This is a genomic window from Bilifractor sp. LCP19S3_H10 (assembly GCF_052119185.1).
Lineage (GTDB): Bacteria > Bacillota > Clostridia > Lachnospirales > Lachnospiraceae > Bilifractor.
In genome coordinates this window covers 232022-251195 of sequence record NZ_JBQKFT010000003.1, presented here as the reverse complement: position 1 = coordinate 251195, position 19174 = coordinate 232022, and the positions used below count along the sequence as shown (strand labels likewise).

Genomic DNA, 19174 nt, shown 5'->3' with positions numbered 1-19174 from the left:
CTCCCAGTATTTGAAAGTAGCTGAAAACTTATGAACCGCCGTGTACCGAACGGTACGCACGGTGGTGTGAGAGGACGAAAGTCTCCACTGGAGACTTTCTCCTACTCGATAAATGTTTTAAGTAAGGCCAATTGACCTCAGAGAATCCGGGTATATCTGCTCACGTCAGATTTAGCATAAAGCCGCGACTTCGTAGATCAGTCTTTCGGTTTCGTCCCAGCCGAGGCAGGGATCGGTGATCGATTTTCCGTAGACGTGTTTATCTGTTCCGATTGGCTGACATCCGGGTTCGAGATAGCTTTCGATCATCAGGCCCTTCACCAGCTCGCGCACACGTGGATCATACTTTCTGCTGTTCAGAACCTCCCTTGTGATTCTGGGCTGCTGGTCGTATTTTTTACCGGAATTTGAGTGGTTCGTGTCTACGATCACCGCGGGGTTCGCCAGAGTCGTTTCATTATAGAGTCTGAGAAGGAGTTCAAGGTCCTCGAAGTGATAATTCGGAACGGACTCACCGTGTTTATTTGTCGCGCCGCGGAGAACGCAGTGCGCCAGGCGATTGCCGTCCGTCTTGCATTCGGAGCTTCTGAAGATAAAGGTATGTCCGTGCTGTGCCGCGATGCAGGAGTTGATCATGACGGACATGTCGCCGCTGGTAGGATTCTTCATTCCGACAGGGATTTCAATGCCGGAGGCTGTCAGACGATGCTGCTGGTTTTCTACGGACCTTGCGCCGATCGCGACATACGAGAGAATATCATCCACGTAGGACCAGTTCGCGGGGTAGAGCATTTCATCGGCAGCAGTCAGACCGGTCTGCTCCATGGAGTGGATGTGAATGTTGCGGACAGCGATCAGACCGGCTTCAAGATCCGGTTTGCCCTCCGGATCCGGCTGGTGCATAATGCCTTTATAACCCATGCCGGTGGTTCTGGGTTTATTGGTATAGATTCTGGGGATCAGAAGCAGACGGTCTGCAACCTTATCCTGAATCTTTGCCAGGCGCTCGGTATATTCCAGAACAGAATCTTCGCTGTCTGCAGAGCAGGGACCGATGATCAGGAGAAATTTATCAGATTCGCCGGTGAAAATTCTGCGGATTTCATCGTCCCGGGCTGCCTTGATCTTCTTCAGATTCGCAGATACCGGAACCCGTTCCTTAAGTTCCTCTGGAGTGGGAAGGTTTTCCATAAATGTAAAGCTCATAGTGTCTTCCTTTCGCCGGCAGAGAGCTGCCGTTACAATGAAAACCAGCATAAAAAACTGGCCTCACAGAAATTATCTATAAAAGAAAATAGAAATTATCCATGAGAAGCAACTTAAAACAAAAACATAATACACCAAGCCGGCTGTGATGTCGAACAAATCTGAACCATCGCTTTTCATGCGGGAGAATATGATTCACTGCTGCTGATACGGAGGAGTCTGCCGCGCGGTGCTGTTACAGGGGAATGCTCAGCGGCTAGGCTGTTACAGGGGAATGCTCAGGGATGTTACTGAGGAATGATCCGCGGCTTGACGCAGGGCGCAGGCAATGCTATTCTAAGGACAAAAAACTGTAGTGTTTTAGTAGGCTTTTATATTCGCGGAGCCCAGCCTGCGGGGCATGGGCCTGTAGATGAAAATAGTATCAGACAGGGTTTGGTGATTTATATATGAAATTATCGACGAGAGGGCGTTACGGACTGCGTGCGTTGATCGATCTTGCGTCACACGAGGATGAGGGCGCGGTCTCCACACAGAGCATCGCTCAGAGACAGAACATATCCGAAAGTTATCTGGAGCAGCTGATTCGTATGTTGAAAAAAGGCGGGCTCGTCCTGAGTGTCCGCGGAGCGGGCGGCGGGTACCGGCTGGCAAAGAGGGCATCCGAGATCTCGGTCGGTGACATCCTGCGGTGCCTTGAGGGAAGTCTTGACGCGGTGGAATGCCCGGCAATTGAGGGAAGTGACTGCGACAGCGCAAATGCGTGCGTATCCAAGTTTGTATGGAAGAGGATCAATGACGCCATAGCACAGGCGGTCGATTCCGTATGGCTGTCTGAGCTGGTAGAGGAAAGCCACAAGCTGCAGACGGCGCAGAAGGAAAATAAGGGCAATTCAGCCGCTCGGGACAGCGACGAAATCAACGCACGGATCATACGCGAGATTCAGAATCGGGGGCTTTGATATGATATATCTTGACAATGCTGCGACAACGAGGACAGATCCTGAGGTAGCAGAGGAGATGCTTCCCTATTTTTCCGAGGATTACGGGAATCCCTCCGGGATTTACGGGATCGCGCAGAAAAGCCGGGCAGCAGTAACTGAAGCGAGAGAAAGAACAGCTCATGTACTGGGGTGCAGAGCGGATGAAATCTATTTTACATCCTGTGGAAGTGAGTCAGACAACTGGGCGCTGAAGGCAGCGTTTGAGGCATATAAGGACAAGGGGAGACACATCATCACGACGAAGATCGAGCATCCCGCAATCCTGAATACCTGTGAGTATCTGGAGAGAGAGCGGGGAGCAGAGATTACCAGGCTGGATGTGGGCCCCGACGGGATGGTGGATCCTCGTGAACTGGAGAAATCGATCCGACCCGATACGATTCTGATCTCCGTCATGACGGCCAACAATGAGATCGGAACCATTGAGCCGATACGTGAAATCGGTGAAATCGCCCGGCGGTACGGCGTGCTTTTCCATACCGATGCGGTACAGGCATTCGGACAGATTCCGCTGAATGCGGATGAACTGAACCTCGACATGCTGAGTGCCAGTGCTCACAAATTTAACGGCCCGAAGGGAGCCGGTTTTCTGTATATCCGGAAGGGAGTCGGAATCCGGTCCTTCCTGCACGGCGGCGCGCAGGAGCATAACCGGAGGGCCGGTACAGAAAATGTGCCGGGCATTGTAGGACTCGGAGCGGCGGCGAAAAAGGCGGAGGAGAATCTCGTTCAGAAGATGGAGAAGGAAATCCATCTCAGGGATTATCTGATCCGCAGAATCCGGGAGGAGATACCGAACGTGAAGCTGAACGGCCCGGATCCGGAATTGGCACCGGACGGAGATACACGAACTTCGGCGGGACGGCTTCCGAACAATGTGAATTTCAGCTTTGAATTTGTAGAGGGAGAATCGCTTCTGATCATGCTCGATATGAGACAGATCTGCGCGTCCAGCGGCTCCGCCTGTTCCTCCGGTTCCCTGAGTCCGTCTCATGTACTGAAGGCCATCGGGCTTTCCGACAGCCTCGCGCACGGCGCCCTGCGGCTGACGCTGTCCGCAGAGACAACGAAGGAAGAACTCGACACTACCGTTGAGGCAATACGTGAAATTGTGGAGAGACTGCGCGGTATGTCACCAAGGTATGAGGCGTACCGGAACGGAACGCTGCAGGCGGAGACGGAGACAGGAAGAAAATGAGCAATAGAAAAACAGTAGTAGTCGGTATGTCGGGCGGCGTAGATTCATCCACCGCGGCATATCTGCTGAAGGAAGAGGGATACAATGTAATCGGAGTCACAATGCAGATCTGGCAGGAGGAAAATGAGTGCCAGATGCAGGCAGAGGGCGGGTGCTGCGGCATCAGCGCCGTTGAGGACGCAAGAAGAGTGGCAGAGGTTCTGGACATACCGTATTATGTCATGAATTTCAGGGATGTATTCCAGGAAAAGGTGATCAATTATTTTACCGCGGAATATCTCGCGGGGAGAACACCGAATCCGTGCATCGCCTGTAATCGTTACGTGAAGTGGGAGTCGCTTCTGAAACGCAGTCTGGAGATCGGGGCGGACTTTATAGCAACAGGCCACTATGCCAGAATCCGCCATCTGGACAACGGCAGATACGCGATCGCGAATTCCGTGACCGCCGAGAAGGATCAGACGTACGCACTTTACGGGCTTACGCAGGAGCAGCTGTCGCGAACCCTCATGCCGATTGGCGATTACAGCAAACCCGAGGTGCGGAAAATCGCGGAGCGTGCCGGCCTTCCGGTTGCCCATAAGCACGACAGTCAGGAAATCTGCTTTGTACCGGACGGGGATTATGCCGCCTTTATCGAAAGAGATACCGGAAGGAAGATGCCGGAGGGTGATTTTGTCACGAAGGACGGAAGAGTGCTGGGGCGTCACCGCGGAATTACTCACTACACTATCGGCCAGCGGAGAGGCCTGGATCTTCCGATGGGCGAAAGAGTATTCGTGACAGAAATCCGCCCGGAGACGAATGAGGTCGTCATCGGCACAGGAAGTGATGTTTTCACGGATACGCTGAAGGCAGATCATCTGACCTTCATGGGGATTGAAGATCTTCCAATGGGAGAAGAGGAACATTTCCTGGCAAAAATCCGGTACAATCACAGGGGAACCGGATGCCTCGTGAAGAGGACGGGCGAGGACGAGATTACCTGCACGTTCGATGAACCGGTTCGGGCCGTGACACCCGGACAGGCGCTGGTCTATTATCGGGACGGATATGTTGCGGGAGGGGGCATCATCGGGAAATAATGATGAATCCGAACAAATTCGGCGGCAGACAGGCAAAAGTACTTGAATTTTAGAGGTACATTCGTTATTATATATCCGAGGTTGTTAAACTTTAAACATAACAAACAACATTTTTTAGGAGGAAATTTAATTATGGCAGTAAGAGTTGCGATTAATGGTTTTGGACGCATTGGCCGTCTTGCATTCCGTCAGATGTTCCAGGCAGAGGGATATGAGGTAGTTGCGATCAACGATCTTACAAGCCCGGAGATGCTCGCATACCTTCTGAAATATGACACAACACATGGCCGTTACAACGGAACCGTAGAAGCAGCAGACAACGCAATCATCGTAAACGGCAAGAAGATCACCATCTATGCCGAGAAGAACGCTGCAGATCTTCCTTGGAAAGAGCTTGATATCGACGTAGTTCTGGAGTGCACCGGATTCTACACATCCAAAGAGAAATCCATGGCACACATCAATGCAGGTGCAAAGCATGTAGTTATCTCCGCACCGGCAGGAAATGACCTGAAGACTATCGTTTACAACGTAAACCACAAGACAATCACAGCAGATGACCAGATCATCTCCGCTGCATCCTGCACAACCAACTGCCTTGCTCCTATGGCAAAGGCTCTGAATGACCTCGCTCCGATCGAGTCCGGATTCATGACCACCGTTCATGCTTACACCGGTGATCAGATGATCCTTGACGGACCGCAGAGAAAGGGCAACCTTCGCAGATCCAGAGCTGGCGCTCAGAACATCGTTCCGGCATCCTCAGGCGCAGCAAAGGCTATCGGAAGCGTTCTTCCGGAGCTGAACGGCAAGCTGAATGGCGCTGCACAGCGTGTTCCGGTAGCTACCGGTTCCACCACAATCCTTGACGCTGTAGTTAACGCTGAGGTTACCGCTGATCAGGTTAACGCGCAGATGAAGAAAGAGGAGACTGAGTCCTTCGCATACAACACCGATGAGATCGTTTCTTCCGATATCATCAACAGCACTGCAGGATCCATCTTCGACGCTACCCAGACAAAGGTTCTTCCGATGGGCAACGGCAAGACTCTGGTACAGGTTGTTTCCTGGTATGATAACGAGAATTCTTACACAAGCCAGATGGTTCGTACAATCAAATACTTCGGTTCTCTTCTGAACAAGTAATTGAATTGACAGAATCTGACGCGGTTGAATCATACAAAATATTCTCATAGAGGATTTTGTATGCCATATGCGTAAGACCTGAACGGGTCCGGTCTATAAAGGACCGGGCCCGTTTACTTTTTCGCGGAACCGGAACGCCGCGAGGAACAATCCGCGCGATATAATATGCATAACCGTGCAATGCGATTATCTGTAATATGCATAACCGGTGTCCGGCAACGCAGAAACATCTAGATAAAAGGAGAAAAATCATGGCATTAAACAAGAAAACAGTTGATGACATCAACGTAAAAGGCAAGAGAGTCCTGGTTCGCTGCGACTTCAACGTACCGCTGAAGGACGGAAAGATCACAGACGAGAACCGTCTGGTAGCAGCACTTCCAACCATCAAGAAGCTGATTGCTGACGGCGGAAAGATCATTCTCTGCTCTCACCTTGGAAAGGTAAAGACAGAGGAAGACAAAAAGACAAAGACACTTGCTCCGGTAGCTGCACGTCTGTCTGAGCTTCTCGGCCAGGAAGTCAAATTCGTTCCGAGCCCGGTTGTCGTTGATGACAATGTCAGAGCGGCTGTAAACGAGATGAAGGACGGAGATGTGATTCTCCTTGAAAATACACGTTTCCGCAAGGAAGAGACGAAGAACGAGGATGCATTCTCCAAGGATCTTGCTTCTCTCGCGGATGTATTCGTAAACGATGCGTTCGGAACCGCACACCGTGCACACTGCTCCAACGTAGGCGTCACAAAGTACATTGACACCTGTGTGGTAGGATATCTGATGGAGAAGGAGATCGCCTTCCTCGGCAACGCGGTTGAGAATCCGGTTCGTCCGTTCGTGGCAATCCTCGGCGGAGCAAAGGTAGCGGACAAGCTGAACGTTATCAACAACCTGCTGGAGAAATGTGATACCCTGATCATCGGCGGCGGAATGGCTTACACCTTCCTGAAAGCAAAGGGGTATGAGGTTGGAAAATCTCTTCTTGACGAGACAAAGATCGACTACTGCAAGGAAATGATGGACAAGGCAGAGAAGCTTGGCAAGAAGCTCCTGCTTCCGATTGACACCGTAGTAATCAGCGAGTTCCCGGATCCGATCGACGCACCGATTGACACAGAGGTTGTTGACGCGGACAAGATCCCGGCAGACAAAGAGGGCGCTGATATCGGACCGAAGACCATTGCTCTGTACAGCGATGCGGTGAAGTCCGCTAAGACCGTTGTATGGAACGGACCGATGGGCGTATTCGAGAATCCGATCCTTGCGGCAGGAACAAAGGCAGTTGCAGCAGCGCTTGCTGAGACCGATGCCACCACAATCATCGGCGGCGGCGATTCGGCGGCAGCAGTCAACCAGCTTGGATACGGCGACAAGATGAGCCACATCTCTACCGGCGGCGGCGCTTCCCTTGAGTTCCTCGAGGGCAAGGAGCTTCCGGGCGTAGCTGCGGCAAACGACAAGTAAGTATTCATACCTGCAGGATTGCGAGAGCGCGAAGCACGGAGCAATCCGCAGATTATACAGTTTACGGCAGAGTGCAAATAGAACATACAGATTTTCATACAAGGAGGCCACTACAATGGCAAGAAGAATTCTGGCAGCAGGCAACTGGAAGATGAACAAGACACCTTCCGAGACGAAGGCACTTATCGCGGAGATGAGAAAGACATGCGCTTCCGACAGCGTAGATGTTCTGCTCTGCGTACCGGCGATTGACATCCCGGCGGCAGTAGAAGCAGCCGCAGGCTCCAACATCCAGATCGGCGCAGAGAACATGTATTTCGAGGAGAACGGCGCATACACCGGAGAAATCTCTCCGGCTATGCTTGTTGACGCAGGCGCGAAATATGTGATTCTCGGACATTCCGAGAGAAGAGACTACTTCGGTGAGACATCTGAGGATGTCAACAAGAAGATGAAGAAGGCCTTCGAGCACAATCTGATCCCGGTTATGTGCTGCGGCGAGTCTCTGACACAGAGAGAGCAGGGCATTACCATGGACTGGATCCGTCAGCAGGTTAAGGTTGGATTCCAGGATCTGACTGCAGATCAGGCAAAGACGGCAATCATCGCATATGAGCCGATCTGGGCGATCGGAACCGGAAAGACCGCTACATCCGATCAGGCAGAGGAAGTCTGCAAGGGAATCCGTGACCTGATTCGTGAGCTCTACGGAGCAGAGGTAGCAGAGGAGATCCGTATCCTTTACGGCGGTTCTGTAAAGCCGGCAAATGCAGCAGAGCTTTTCGCAAAAGAGGACATCGATGGAGGACTCGTCGGCGGCGCTTCCCTGAAACCGGATTTCGGCGATATCGTTAATTACAGCAAGTAATATCCTCTGCGCAAGCCGTGGAAAATCAAAGACGGGCAAACGGGCAGGAGCGGGTTTTCAACCTTGACTACCTGCTGTTTGCCATGTAAAATATATTCGTTAAGTAATGCCCCGCAAGCGGGGCATAAGGTTACATTATCATCAATATTTTAGGAGGAAATAAGTAAATGGCTAGAAAATGGGTCTACCTGTTCAGCGAAGGCAATAAAGACATGCGTGAGCTGCTCGGTGGTAAAGGCGCTAACCTTGCTGAGATGACAAATCTGGGACTTCCGGTTCCGCAGGGATTTACCATTACTACAGAAGCTTGTACCCAGTACTATGAGGACGGCCGTCAGATCAATGACGAGATCCTTGGACAGATCAGAGAGTACATGGGCAAGATGGAAGAGATCACCGGCAAGAAGTTCGGCGATATCGAGAATCCGCTGCTTGTATCCGTTCGTTCCGGTGCTCGTGCATCTATGCCGGGTATGATGGACACCATCCTGAACCTGGGTCTGAATGAGCAGGTTGTGGAGACAATGGCCAAAAAGTCCGGAAATCCTCGCTGGGCATGGGACTGCTACAGAAGATTCATCCAGATGTTCTCTGATGTAGTTATGGAAGTTCCGAAGAGCCTCTTTGAGAAGCTCATCGACAAGAAGAAAGCTGAGAAGGGAGTTAAGGACGATGTAGATCTGACCACAGAGGATCTGCAGGATCTTGTAAAGCAGTACAAGGTGCTTTACAACGAGAAGATCGGCAAGGACTTCCCGACAGACGCAAAAGAGCAGCTGGTTGAGGCTGTAAAGGCTGTATTCCGTTCCTGGGACAACCCGCGTGCAAACGTATACCGTCGTGACAACGATATCCCGTATTCCTGGGGAACCGCTGTTAACGTACAGATGATGGCATTCGGTAACATGGGACCGACTTCCGGATCCGGTGTTGCATTCTCCCGTGATCCTGCAACCGGTGAGAACGCATTCTACGCTGAGGTTCTGATGAATGCTCAGGGTGAGGATGTCGTTTCCGGTGCACGTACACCTATGAAGATCGACGAGATCAAGGTAAAACTGCCGAAGATCTACGACGAGCTGATCGCCATCTCCAACAAGCTGGAAGATCACTACAGAGATATGCAGGACATGGAGTTCACCATCGAGGATGGAAAGCTTTATATGCTGCAGTGCCGTAACGGTAAGAGAACCGCAAAGGCAGCTCTGAAGATCGCCTGCGACCTCGTTGCTGAGGGCAAGATCGACAAGAAGAAAGCTGTTCTTGACGTTGATCCGCGTAACCTGGATACTCTGCTTCACGGCTCCTTCTCCAAGTCTGTTGTGAAGAACGCGACACAGATCGGCAAGGGACTTCCGGCTGCTCCGGGTGCTGCCTGCGGTAAGATCGTCTTCACTGCTGAGGAAGCAAAGAACGCTGCAAAGGACGGCGAGAAGGTTGTTCTGGTTCGTCTTGAGACCTCTCCTGAGGATATCGAGGGAATGAAGGCTGCTCAGGGTATTCTGACCGCTCGTGGCGGAATGACCTCCCATGCAGCAGTAGTAGCGCGTGGCATGGGCGCATGCTGCGTAGCAGGATGCTCTGATATCTCCTTCGCTGAGGACGGAAAGTCCTTTACACTTGGCGGAAAGACCTATCATGAGGGAGATGTGATTTCCTTCGACGGTTCCACCGGAAATATCTATGACGGCGCTCTTGAGGTTCAGGAAGGCGCAGTTGAGGATGAGGATTTCGCAAAGCTGATGTCCTGGGCTGATGAGTTCAGAACCATGAAGGTTCGTACAAATGCTGATACCCCGACTGACGCAAAGAAGGCTCGTGAGCTTGGCGCTGAGGGAATCGGTCTGTGCCGTACAGAGCATATGTTCTTCGCAGGCAACAGAATTGATGCCATCCGTGAGATGATCGTCGCTGACAACAAAGAGGATCGTGAGAAAGCTCTTGACAAGATTCTTCCGCTTCAGCAGGGCGACTTCGAGCAGCTCTTCGAGGCTATGGAGGGAGACCCGGTTACCATTCGTTTCCTGGATCCGCCGCTTCATGAGTTCGTTCCGAAGACAGAAGAGGACATCAAGAAGGTTGCAGATGACACAGGCAAGACTGTAGATCAGGTTAAGGCTGTAATCGCAGGACTGGTTGAGGCGAACCCGATGATGGGACATCGTGGATGCCGTCTGCCGATCACCTATCCGGAAATCGCAGTTATGCAGACAAAGGCTGTTATCCGCGCTGCCATCAAGGTTCAGAACGCGCACAAAGACTGGACCATTGAGCCGGAGATCGAGGTTCCGCTTGTTGGAATCGTAAAAGAGATGAAGTTCGTCAAGGACATCATCGTTAAGACTGCTGATGCTGAGATCAAGGCAGCAGGATCTGATATGAAGTACAAAGTCGGCACCATGATCGAGATCCCGAGAGCCGCTCTTACTGCTGATGAGATCGCAAAGGAAGCTGAGTTCTTCTGCTTCGGTACAAACGATCTGACACAGATGACATTCGGATTCTCCCGTGATGATGCAGGCAAGTTCCTTGAGTCTTATTATGACAATAAGATCCTTGAGAACGATCCGTTCGCAAAACTGGATCAGGATGGCGTCGGCAAGCTGATGAAGATGGCTGTAAAGCTTGGCCGTGAGACCAACCCGAAGCTTCCGATCGGTATCTGCGGCGAGCATGGCGGAGATCCGTCTTCCGTTGAGTTCTGCAACGAGATCGGTCTCGACTATGTATCCTGCTCACCGTTCCGTGTTCCGATTGCACGTCTTGCAGCAGCACAGGCTGCTATCAAGCAGGCAAAGTAATCCGGTCCTTCACAGGCTTTTAATAGAATCAAATCGGGTCTCTGCGATACGCAGAGACTCATAGCGTCCAAAAGCAGGGGCTGCTGCACTACGTGAGTAGTGCGGCAGCCCCTTAATATATGCGTCAGGCGTACAGAACAGAAAATCCCGGAAAACCAGTAAATGAATGGTTTCCCGGGATTTATCTCGTTCTGTTATTCAAATTCGATGGTCCCCGGCGGCTTTGAGGTGATGTCATAGAATACTCTGTTGACGTGATTCACTTCATTTACGATCCGGTTCGTTACTTTTTTCAATACCTCATACGGAATTTCCACGGCGTCGGCGGTCATGAAATCAACGGTGCTTACTGCACGAAGGGCAATAGCATAGTCGTAGGTCCGCTCATCCCCCATGACACCGACCGATCTCATATTGGTCAGAGCGGCGAAGTACTGGCTTGCGACCTTGTTCATTCCGGCCTTGTCCATTTCTTCGCGGTAGATTGCGTCAGCTTCCTGAACAATCTGTACCTTTTCAGGTGTTACTTCTCCGATGATACGAATGCCTAACCCGGGTCCAGGGAAGGGCTGTCTCATAACCAGTTCCTCCGGGATTCCAAGATGTAAGCCGACCTTCCGGACCTCATCCTTGAAGAGGTCGCGGAGCGGTTCAACGATCTCCTTGAAATCGACATACTCCGGAAGACCGCCGACATTGTGATGAGATTTGATCGTAGCAGATTCACCGCCCAGACCGGATTCCACAACATCCGGATAGATGGTTCCCTGGACAAGGTAATCGACCTTTCCGATCTTTTTTGCTTCCGCCTCAAAGACACGGATGAAATCTTCTCCGATGATCTTACGCTTTCTCTCCGGCTCTGTCACGCCCTTGAGATCAACAAAGAAGCGATCTCCGGCATTCACGCGTACAAAGTTCAGATCATAGGGGCCGTCAGGGCCGAAGACCTTCGATACCAGATCTCCCTCATCCTTACGGAGCAGTCCGTGATCCACGAACACGCAGGTAAGATTCCTGCCGATTGCTTTCGACAGCAGAACAGCAGCCACAGAGGAATCGACTCCGCCGGACAGTCCGCAAAGAACCTTTCCGTCTCCGATCTTTTCACGAAGCTCCCGGATCGTCTTCTCCGCGAAGTCATCCATTTTCCAGGTGCCTTTGCAGCCACATACGTTCCATACGAAATTGCGAAGCATCTCTTTTCCGAACTGGCTGTGGAGCACCTCCGGGTGATACTGAAAAGCGTAGAGCTTTTTCGAGGTGTTCTGAACAGCTGCGTACGGACAGTTCGCGGTATGCGCGATCACTTCAAAGCCGTCGGCGATTCTTGTGATGTAGTCGTTGTGACTCATCCAGACAATGCTCTTCTCCGGAACCCCTGCAAACACAGGGGAATCCGGCCGGTCGATGATAAGTTCGGTTTTCCCGTATTCCCGCTCTGACGCCTTCTGCACGTCGCCGCCCAGAACATACATCATGAGCTGTGCTCCGTAACAGAGGCCGAGAATCGGAATTCCCATCTCAAACAGTTCCTTCGATGCCGTAGCGGCACCCTTCTCATATACGCTGTTCGGACCGCCGGTCAGAATGATACCCTTCGGGTTCATTGCCTTGATCTGGTCCAGAGGCGTCCGGTAGGAATAAATTTCACAGTACACATTGCTTTCACGCACCCGCCGCGCGACAAGCTGATTGTACTGACCGCCAAAATCAATGACGATTACTTTCTCCTGATCTGCCTGTGCCATCTAAAATTCTCCTTATACCAAAATACATATGTCATCGATATATAGATGCTATTCATATACAGGTGCGGTAAACATACAGCTATTATCCATATGCAGATGTTATCCATATGCAGATGTTGTCCATATGCAGATGTTGCCCATATACAGATGTTATCCACATACATATGCTTTCTGTGCAGCGCCATATATGCAAGAAAACCATACAGATGATCTTATTGATTATTATATCAAGTGACTGTACCTGACAATTATACCCCTTGTACAATCTTCTGTCATTATCGAATTTCCATAAGCTTCTTTAGCTTATCGAATTTCCATAAGCTTCTCTAACTTTGCTATGAGGGTTCATTAGACTTTCATTAAACGGATAAGCATCCGTGTTCTGCAAGGAATACCCGTTCAATTTTTCAATATTCTTGAAGTCTATGGACCTCTCCGAAGAATAGGAAACGGGACGGTATAACGACTTTTGCATCATCTGCCGGCGCATCCTCGTAATCTGCCAGTGCCATCATCGCAGTCTGCAAATGTATCTGCGCAGTCCGCCGGCGTATCATCATCAAAATTATGTTCATTATTTTATCCAATCTTGGCAATATTTCATATTGTCAAAACATTACGGGGCAGACTGTCCGACCCTGTTATCTCCCACATATCTCAGAAAATGGTCATTCACGCAGAGTTTATGCCATCATGATCATTGATGACCATTCCCGCATGATTGTGGGAGGGGAGCTGTTTTTCAACGATAATGCCACTAACTTTCAAAAAGTTTTCAAGGATGCTGTTTCTGCATTTAGAATTCCATCAAAACTTTATGTTGATAACGGCTGTTCCTATGCAAACGAGCAATTGTTTCTGATCTGCGGCAGCCTCGGAACAGTCCTTCTGCATACACGTGTCCGGGATGGCGCGTCGAAAGGCAAAAGAGAACGGCAGTGGAGGACTCTCAAGGAAACCTGGCTGTACGGTCTTGATGTCGACGGAATACATTCCCTTGAGCAGTTCAATGAGCTCCTGCATGATCATATCCACACCTACAACCATTCGTTTCGCTCTGGAATTCAGTGTGCTCCTTATGACCGCTATCAGAATACAAAAGCACAGGTTCATCCAGCACAATCCTGCGAATGGCTTGATGAAGCGTTTCTCAACCGGATCACACGCAAGGTACACAAGGGTGCAACGATCTCTATCGATTCTGTCAGTTATGATGCCCCTATGCAGTTTACAGGGCAGTCTGTCGAAATCCGTTATGAACCGAATGACATGGATTCCGCTTTCATCCTCTATGAGAAAGAGCACTATCTGATTCGAAAAACTGATAAAGTTGTGAACTGTCATACAAAGCGCCTAAATACCATTTCCCTTGATTATGCAAAACTTAGAGGCCAATAATGTCTGCATTTCTTGATTATTATAGCCTATCGTTTAATCCCCTTTGATAAACAGTATGTAAAGGAAAAAGATTCCTTTCAATCCAATGACTTTCGTGAGATGATGAGCCGTCTTGAATACTTCCGGACGGTTCGTGGTATCGGAGTTTTCACTGCACGTCCCGGTATGGGAAAAACATTTGCTCTGCGATGCTTTGCAAAGGAGCTGAATCTGAATCAAAGTCGTATGGAGTACATTTGTCTTTCTACCGTCAGTATCGGTGAATTCTATAGCCAGTTATGCGGGATCCTTGGCGTCAGCCACAAAGGAGGAAAGCCGGGGCGCTTCCGCTCAATACAGGACCAGATCTATTACTTGTATAAGGAAAAACGACAACCGCTTTTACTCGCCGTTAATGAGGCCCAGTATCTGAACACCGCGACACTGAACGATATCAAAATGCTTATGAATTATGGTTACGACTCCCTGAATTGTTTCGCACTGATCTTATGCGGAGAATCTCATTTGAACAGCATACTGCGCAAGCCGGTGCACGAGGCACGGAGGCAGAGAATCACTGTTCATTACGATTTCGAAGGGCTTTCCGATAAAGAAGTACCAGACTACATCTATCATAAGTTAAAAACAGCCGGTGGCGCACCAACGATGATCAACGCTGCTGCGATGTCATCAATCAACAGCTTGTCACAGGGCAATCTAAGGATGGTTTCATCATCAGATGGGAACACGCCGTAAAGCTGCTATTAATGTGCCACATGAGAGAAAAACGACGAATTACGATCAGAATTAACCCGAAAATAATTCGCCACAAGTGCCGCTCTCAATTTGCCGCGCGACACTATGCGGTTCCTGAACTGCTGCCACTGTTGCAAGTGATACACATCCCTTCTCCTTCCTGCTATTCTGATTTTCAGTAACAGGAAGAGTGTATGGAATTATCTGTTGGTGGGTCAATATTCAATGTAAATTTTAGAAACAGAATTCATGTGCCGAACCCAAATCCTTTGAAGAGGGCGGGTCAGTTTTGAACGTTAATCCTGGGTCAGTTTTAAGTATAAATCAATAACATACTGAGCATGTCATTGGAACTTTTTAGGAAACTTTTTTAAGGAAGTTCACATTTCAAAATAAATTCGACACGGATCTCCTTCTTTGTATGGTCAAGAGATAATTATCAGAAAAATTCATAATTACTTCAAAATATACAATTTGCACAAATGAAACGATTCAATATTGATGTATTACGGAGAATATAACATATATATATTTACTTTTCAGCAAAATCATTGTATAATTCAGATAAATTGAAACGATTCAATATGGAGATTCGATAATGTCAGAGAACAATACCAGACAGAAACCAAATATCAAAATGGTAGCTCAAAAAGCTGGCGTTTCAGTCGGCAGCGTATCAAATTATTTGAATCATTCTACCAAGGTAAGCACAGATATGGCGCACAAAATAGAAAATGCTATTAGTAGCTTGGATTATTCACCAGACTATGTAGCGGCTTCCTTGAGACGGAAGAAGTCAACAAATATCATGGTTCTTTCGCCGAATTTAAATAATACATTTTATACAAAAACACTTAGTACTTATACAAAACTTGCGGTTAAGAATGGTTATTACATTCAGACATTTGGGTACGAATATTCACCTGAAATAGAACGTAATGCTTTAAAAAGAGCGAAAGCAAATAAGGTCTGTCTTGTTGTAGTGTTCAATGGCTACGATGATGAGAGAGAAATAGATAAATTAGTTAGTAGCGGTGTACCAGTTATTTTAGCAGACCGAATGGCTGGCAAAATGAAAGTGAATTCAGTAGCTTTTAATAATAATGATGTGTTTAAAGAAATGATTTTTCTGTTAAAAAGTAAAGGCTATAAACGACTTGGGATTTTAACAGAACCTTTAACATTACTTAACCTAAAAAGAAGATATGACAATGTGAAGAGGATATCCGAAAATAATAATATTCAATGCGGAGAAACAGAGCTTTTTTGCGATGAGAGCCTGCGATTGGACAATTTTCAAAACGGGTATATATTCATGACAAAGATTTTGGAGGAGAATCCTTATGAAATTCTTCCAAAATGTTGGCTGTGTTCATCAGATAACCTGGCTATAGGAGCATTAAAGGCATTTAAAGAAAAACACTATCAAGTGCCAGATGATTTTTCAATTATTGGCTTTGATAACATTGCTTTTTCTAGTTTTGTTAATCCGCAATTAACAACGGTGGATCAAAACCAGCAAGTGCTTGGTGAGAAGTTGTGGGAAATGACAGAGATAACTCTTTCCGGTGACATAAGTGGTAATGAAATGATTATTCCACAACAACTTGTTTTGCGAGAAAGTTTTTAAGATGTTTTGTATTTCTGCATACGATGCGTCGCAGAGGTACTTAATATATAGGCGTAAATTTTTCAAAGGAGGAATCAATATGAAAAGGAACATCGTCGCGACACTACTCACAGTAGCTATGGCAGCTACATCATTAGCAGGATGTGGATCTTCAACAACGAGCATATCCACATCTAATCAGACATCCTCGTCACATACAGCGTCAACTGCTGCAAAATCTTCTTCTGCAGCAGCTAGTTCATCTGAAAAGACTATTGCAACAGAAGATGTTGCGACAACCTCTACAACAACTTCATCAACGGAAGCTCCAGCACCAGGAAAGTGGAGTGATGAAGCAGCAGTTCAGAAGGCGATTGATGAGCAGTGGGAGATTGCAGTTGTGCCCAAAGATTCTACAAATCCATGGTTTGTTCGCATGAAATCAGGTGTAGATGAATTTGCTTCAGAAACAGGTGTGGACTGCTATCAGGTTGATACTGGTACAATTGATGCAACACATCAGGCACAACAAGTTGAAGATCTGATAGCACAGGGCGTTGATGCCATTTGTGTTGTTCCAGTTGATATTGAATCTATGGATCCAATTCTTAAAAAAGCAAAAGATGCAGGCATTACAGTTATTACACATGAAGGTGCTGATCTTAAGAATGTAGATTATGATATTGAGGCTTTCTCGAATGCCGGGTATGGCGCATTTTTGATGCAGAACCTTGCAGATGCTATGGGAGAGGAAGGTACATATACAACAATGGTTGCATCCCTGACCAATGGTTCACATAACGAGTGGGCTGATGCAGCGGTTGAATATCAGAAGGAGCATTATCCGAATATGCACCTCCTTGAAGAAAATCCGAGAGTTGAATCAAACGATAACGGCGATACAGCATATAATGTTGCAAAGGAACTTATTAAGACATACCCAGATTTGAAGGGCATTCTTGGAACGTCATCATTTGACGCGCCTGGTGTGGCGCGTGCAATTGAGGAACTTGGACTTAAAGGAAAATTCTTTACAACAGGAACGGGAATGCCTGCAGATAATGCCGAGATCTTGAAATCAGGGGTTGTAAAGTCGTTGACAGTATGGGATCCCGGAAAATCTGGAGAGGCAATGGTTGATCTTGCTTGTAAAGTTCTTGCAGGAGAGAAGATCGAAGAACCGTTGAATCTTAATGTAGAAGGTTATACTGCGATGACAAAGAGAGAAGGTTCGAACACAGTATTTGAAGGACAGGGTTGGGTAACAGTAACTGCTGATAATTGCGACAGCTTCGGATTCTGATTGTTAGAGAATCTGGCAGTTATTCTAAAGTGGAGCAAAAGAGGCTGCCATGTAAAGCATAAAGCATGACAGTCTCTTTTCTTTTCTTTGAAAGCGAAAGGAGATCACATGGGGTCAGATAACGAGAAGCTTTTACTGAAGGCAGAGCATATAAGTATCTCTTTTGGAAATGTACATGCATTAAGAGATGTATCATTGAAAATTCATCGTGGAGAAATTCATTGTCTAGCGGGGGAAAATGGCTGTGGGAAATCTACCCTTATAAAGATTATTTCTGGTGTGTATCAGAGATCTGGCGGTACCATCGAATTTGATGGAAAAAAACTGGATAAGATTACTCCGATCGATGCAATTAATATGGGTATCCAGGTTATTTATCAGGATTTCGCTCTTTTTCCAAATTTGACTGTTGCAGAAAATCTTGCTCTGAATACAGAGGTCGCATCTGGACAAAAATGGATAAGCTGGAAAAATGTAAGAAAAATAGCAGAGGATGCAGTTTCAAAAATAAATTTAAAAATTGATTTGGACGAAAAGGTCAGTGCTCTTTCAGTTGCTCAAAAACAGATGGTAGCAATCAGTCGTGCGCTTATGTTTAACGCAAAATTGATTATTATGGATGAGCCAACAACTGCCTTAACAAGAAAAGAAGTTGATGCACTCTTTAAGATCATTCTCTATTTAAAAGGTCAGGGCATTGCTATTCTATTTATTAGCCACAAACTTAATGAGGTATTTGAAATATCTGAACGTTATACTATCTTTCGTAATGGTGAACTAGTCTCTTCAGGGAATACCAAGGACCTAGATGACCAGAAATTCACATATTATATGACCGGCCGTGAGTTTGAAGAGAAGAAGTTTATCCCAGAAAAGGTTTCAAAGGAAGCAATTTTTGAATTAAAAGATTTGTCAAAACATGGTGCATTTAATCATATTAATATTCAATTGCATGGTGGGGAGATTTTAGGAATTACTGGCTTGTTGGATTCAGGTCGTACAGAACTTGCGCTAGCAATGTTCGGTATTACTCCAGTAGACTCAGGCAAAATATTCCGTAATGGAAAGGAAGTGAATATAAAAAATACAAGGGATGCGATTGCCTGCAAAATAGGATATGTACCAGAAGACCGTTTGTCGGAAGGTTTGTTTCTTCAGAGATCGATTGCTGACAATATTATTATTTCCGAAATAGACCGGCTTACAAATAATGGTATTTATGATAAAAAAATGCGTGAAAGTGAAGTGACGAGATGGGTTAAAGAAATGGAAGTCAAAACTAATAATCCGGATAATCCTGTCACAACACTTTCTGGTGGAAATCAACAAAAGGTTGTTTTGGCAAAATGGCTGGCAGTTAAACCGGAAGTGCTTATTCTGAATGGGCCTACCGTTGGTGTTGATATTGGCTCAAAACATGACATTCATTCTATTTTACAGAAACTTGCCAATGGCGGAATGGGATTAATCATTATATCTGATGATCTTCCAGAAATAGTGCAGAATTGTTCCAGAGTAGATGTTATAAAGGATGGAAGAATTGTTGGGGAGTATGCCGGAAATGATTTGAATGAGACAGCAATTCTGGATGCAATGATGTGAGGTAA

General features: G+C 47.4%; 14 protein-coding genes. 12 read left to right on the top strand and 2 right to left on the bottom strand.

The window, feature by feature from the left end; translation table 11 throughout:
- Positions 1-171: 171 nt before the first annotated feature.
- A complete protein-coding gene (locus tag ACTQZS_RS04285; protein ID WP_441474744.1) occupies positions 172-1206 on the bottom strand; it encodes a 3-deoxy-7-phosphoheptulonate synthase in 1035 nt (344 codons plus the stop codon).
- Between the two features lie 449 nt (positions 1207-1655).
- Here ACTQZS_RS04285 and ACTQZS_RS04280 point away from each other — a divergent pair, with 449 nt between their 5' ends.
- The 7 genes from ACTQZS_RS04280 to ppdK all read left to right on the top strand — a co-directional run bounded on the left by ACTQZS_RS04280 (position 1656) and on the right by ppdK (position 10771).
- Entirely contained in the window at positions 1656-2168 is a 513-nt protein-coding gene (locus tag ACTQZS_RS04280; protein ID WP_441474743.1) for an RrF2 family transcriptional regulator, read from the top strand.
- Position 2169: 1 nt separating this feature from the next.
- Positions 2170-3408, top strand: a complete 1239-nt coding sequence (gene nifS, locus ACTQZS_RS04275; RefSeq protein ID WP_441474742.1) for a cysteine desulfurase NifS — start codon at positions 2170-2172, stop codon at positions 3406-3408.
- The gene (gene mnmA, locus ACTQZS_RS04270; protein ID WP_441474741.1) at positions 3405-4493 is read left to right on the top strand and encodes a tRNA 2-thiouridine(34) synthase MnmA; all 1089 of its coding nucleotides are present in this window, start codon (positions 3405-3407) and stop codon (positions 4491-4493) included. Before nifS ends, mnmA begins: the two co-directional genes overlap by 4 nt.
- A 132-nt stretch (positions 4494-4625) precedes the next feature.
- Positions 4626-5639, top strand: a complete 1014-nt coding sequence (gene gap, locus ACTQZS_RS04265; protein ID WP_441474740.1) for a type I glyceraldehyde-3-phosphate dehydrogenase — start codon at positions 4626-4628, stop codon at positions 5637-5639.
- Between the two features lie 251 nt (positions 5640-5890).
- Positions 5891-7102, top strand: a complete 1212-nt coding sequence (locus ACTQZS_RS04260; protein WP_441100979.1) for a phosphoglycerate kinase — start codon at positions 5891-5893, stop codon at positions 7100-7102.
- A 115-nt stretch (positions 7103-7217) separates the two neighbouring features.
- Entirely contained in the window at positions 7218-7970 is a 753-nt protein-coding gene (tpiA, locus tag ACTQZS_RS04255; protein ID WP_441474739.1) for a triose-phosphate isomerase, read from the top strand.
- A gap of 167 nt (positions 7971-8137) precedes the next feature.
- A complete protein-coding gene (ppdK, locus tag ACTQZS_RS04250) occupies positions 8138-10771 on the top strand; it encodes a pyruvate, phosphate dikinase (protein ID WP_441100977.1) in 2634 nt (877 codons plus the stop codon).
- Between the two features lie 194 nt (positions 10772-10965).
- Here ppdK and guaA read toward each other — a convergent pair whose 3' ends face one another.
- Entirely contained in the window at positions 10966-12522 is a 1557-nt protein-coding gene (gene guaA / locus ACTQZS_RS04245; protein ID WP_441474738.1) for a glutamine-hydrolyzing GMP synthase, read from the bottom strand.
- 567 nt (positions 12523-13089) lie between these two features.
- On the opposite strand from guaA, the gene ACTQZS_RS04240 reads away from it, so the two are divergent.
- The 5 genes from ACTQZS_RS04240 (at position 13090) to ACTQZS_RS04220 (ending at position 19169) form a co-directional block, all read left to right on the top strand.
- Positions 13090-13920 (top strand): DDE-type integrase/transposase/recombinase, encoded by an 831-nt coding sequence (locus ACTQZS_RS04240; protein WP_441474737.1) that lies wholly within the window; start codon positions 13090-13092, stop codon positions 13918-13920.
- A 99-nt stretch (positions 13921-14019) separates the two neighbouring features.
- The gene (locus tag ACTQZS_RS04235; protein WP_441474749.1) at positions 14020-14655 is read left to right on the top strand and encodes an ExeA family protein; all 636 of its coding nucleotides are present in this window, start codon (positions 14020-14022) and stop codon (positions 14653-14655) included.
- 598 nt (positions 14656-15253) lie between these two features.
- The gene (locus ACTQZS_RS04230; protein WP_441474736.1) at positions 15254-16285 is read left to right on the top strand and encodes a LacI family DNA-binding transcriptional regulator; all 1032 of its coding nucleotides are present in this window, start codon (positions 15254-15256) and stop codon (positions 16283-16285) included.
- Positions 16286-16364: 79 nt separating this feature from the next.
- Complete coding sequence (locus tag ACTQZS_RS04225; RefSeq protein WP_441474735.1) at positions 16365-17567, top strand: autoinducer 2 ABC transporter substrate-binding protein; 1203 nt, start codon at positions 16365-16367, stop codon at positions 17565-17567.
- A 108-nt stretch (positions 17568-17675) separates the two neighbouring features.
- Positions 17676-19169 carry a sugar ABC transporter ATP-binding protein gene (locus ACTQZS_RS04220; RefSeq protein ID WP_441474734.1) on the top strand — a complete coding sequence of 498 codons (1494 nt, stop codon included), beginning with the start codon at positions 17676-17678 and terminating at the stop codon, positions 19167-19169.
- Positions 19170-19174 lie beyond the last annotated feature (5 nt).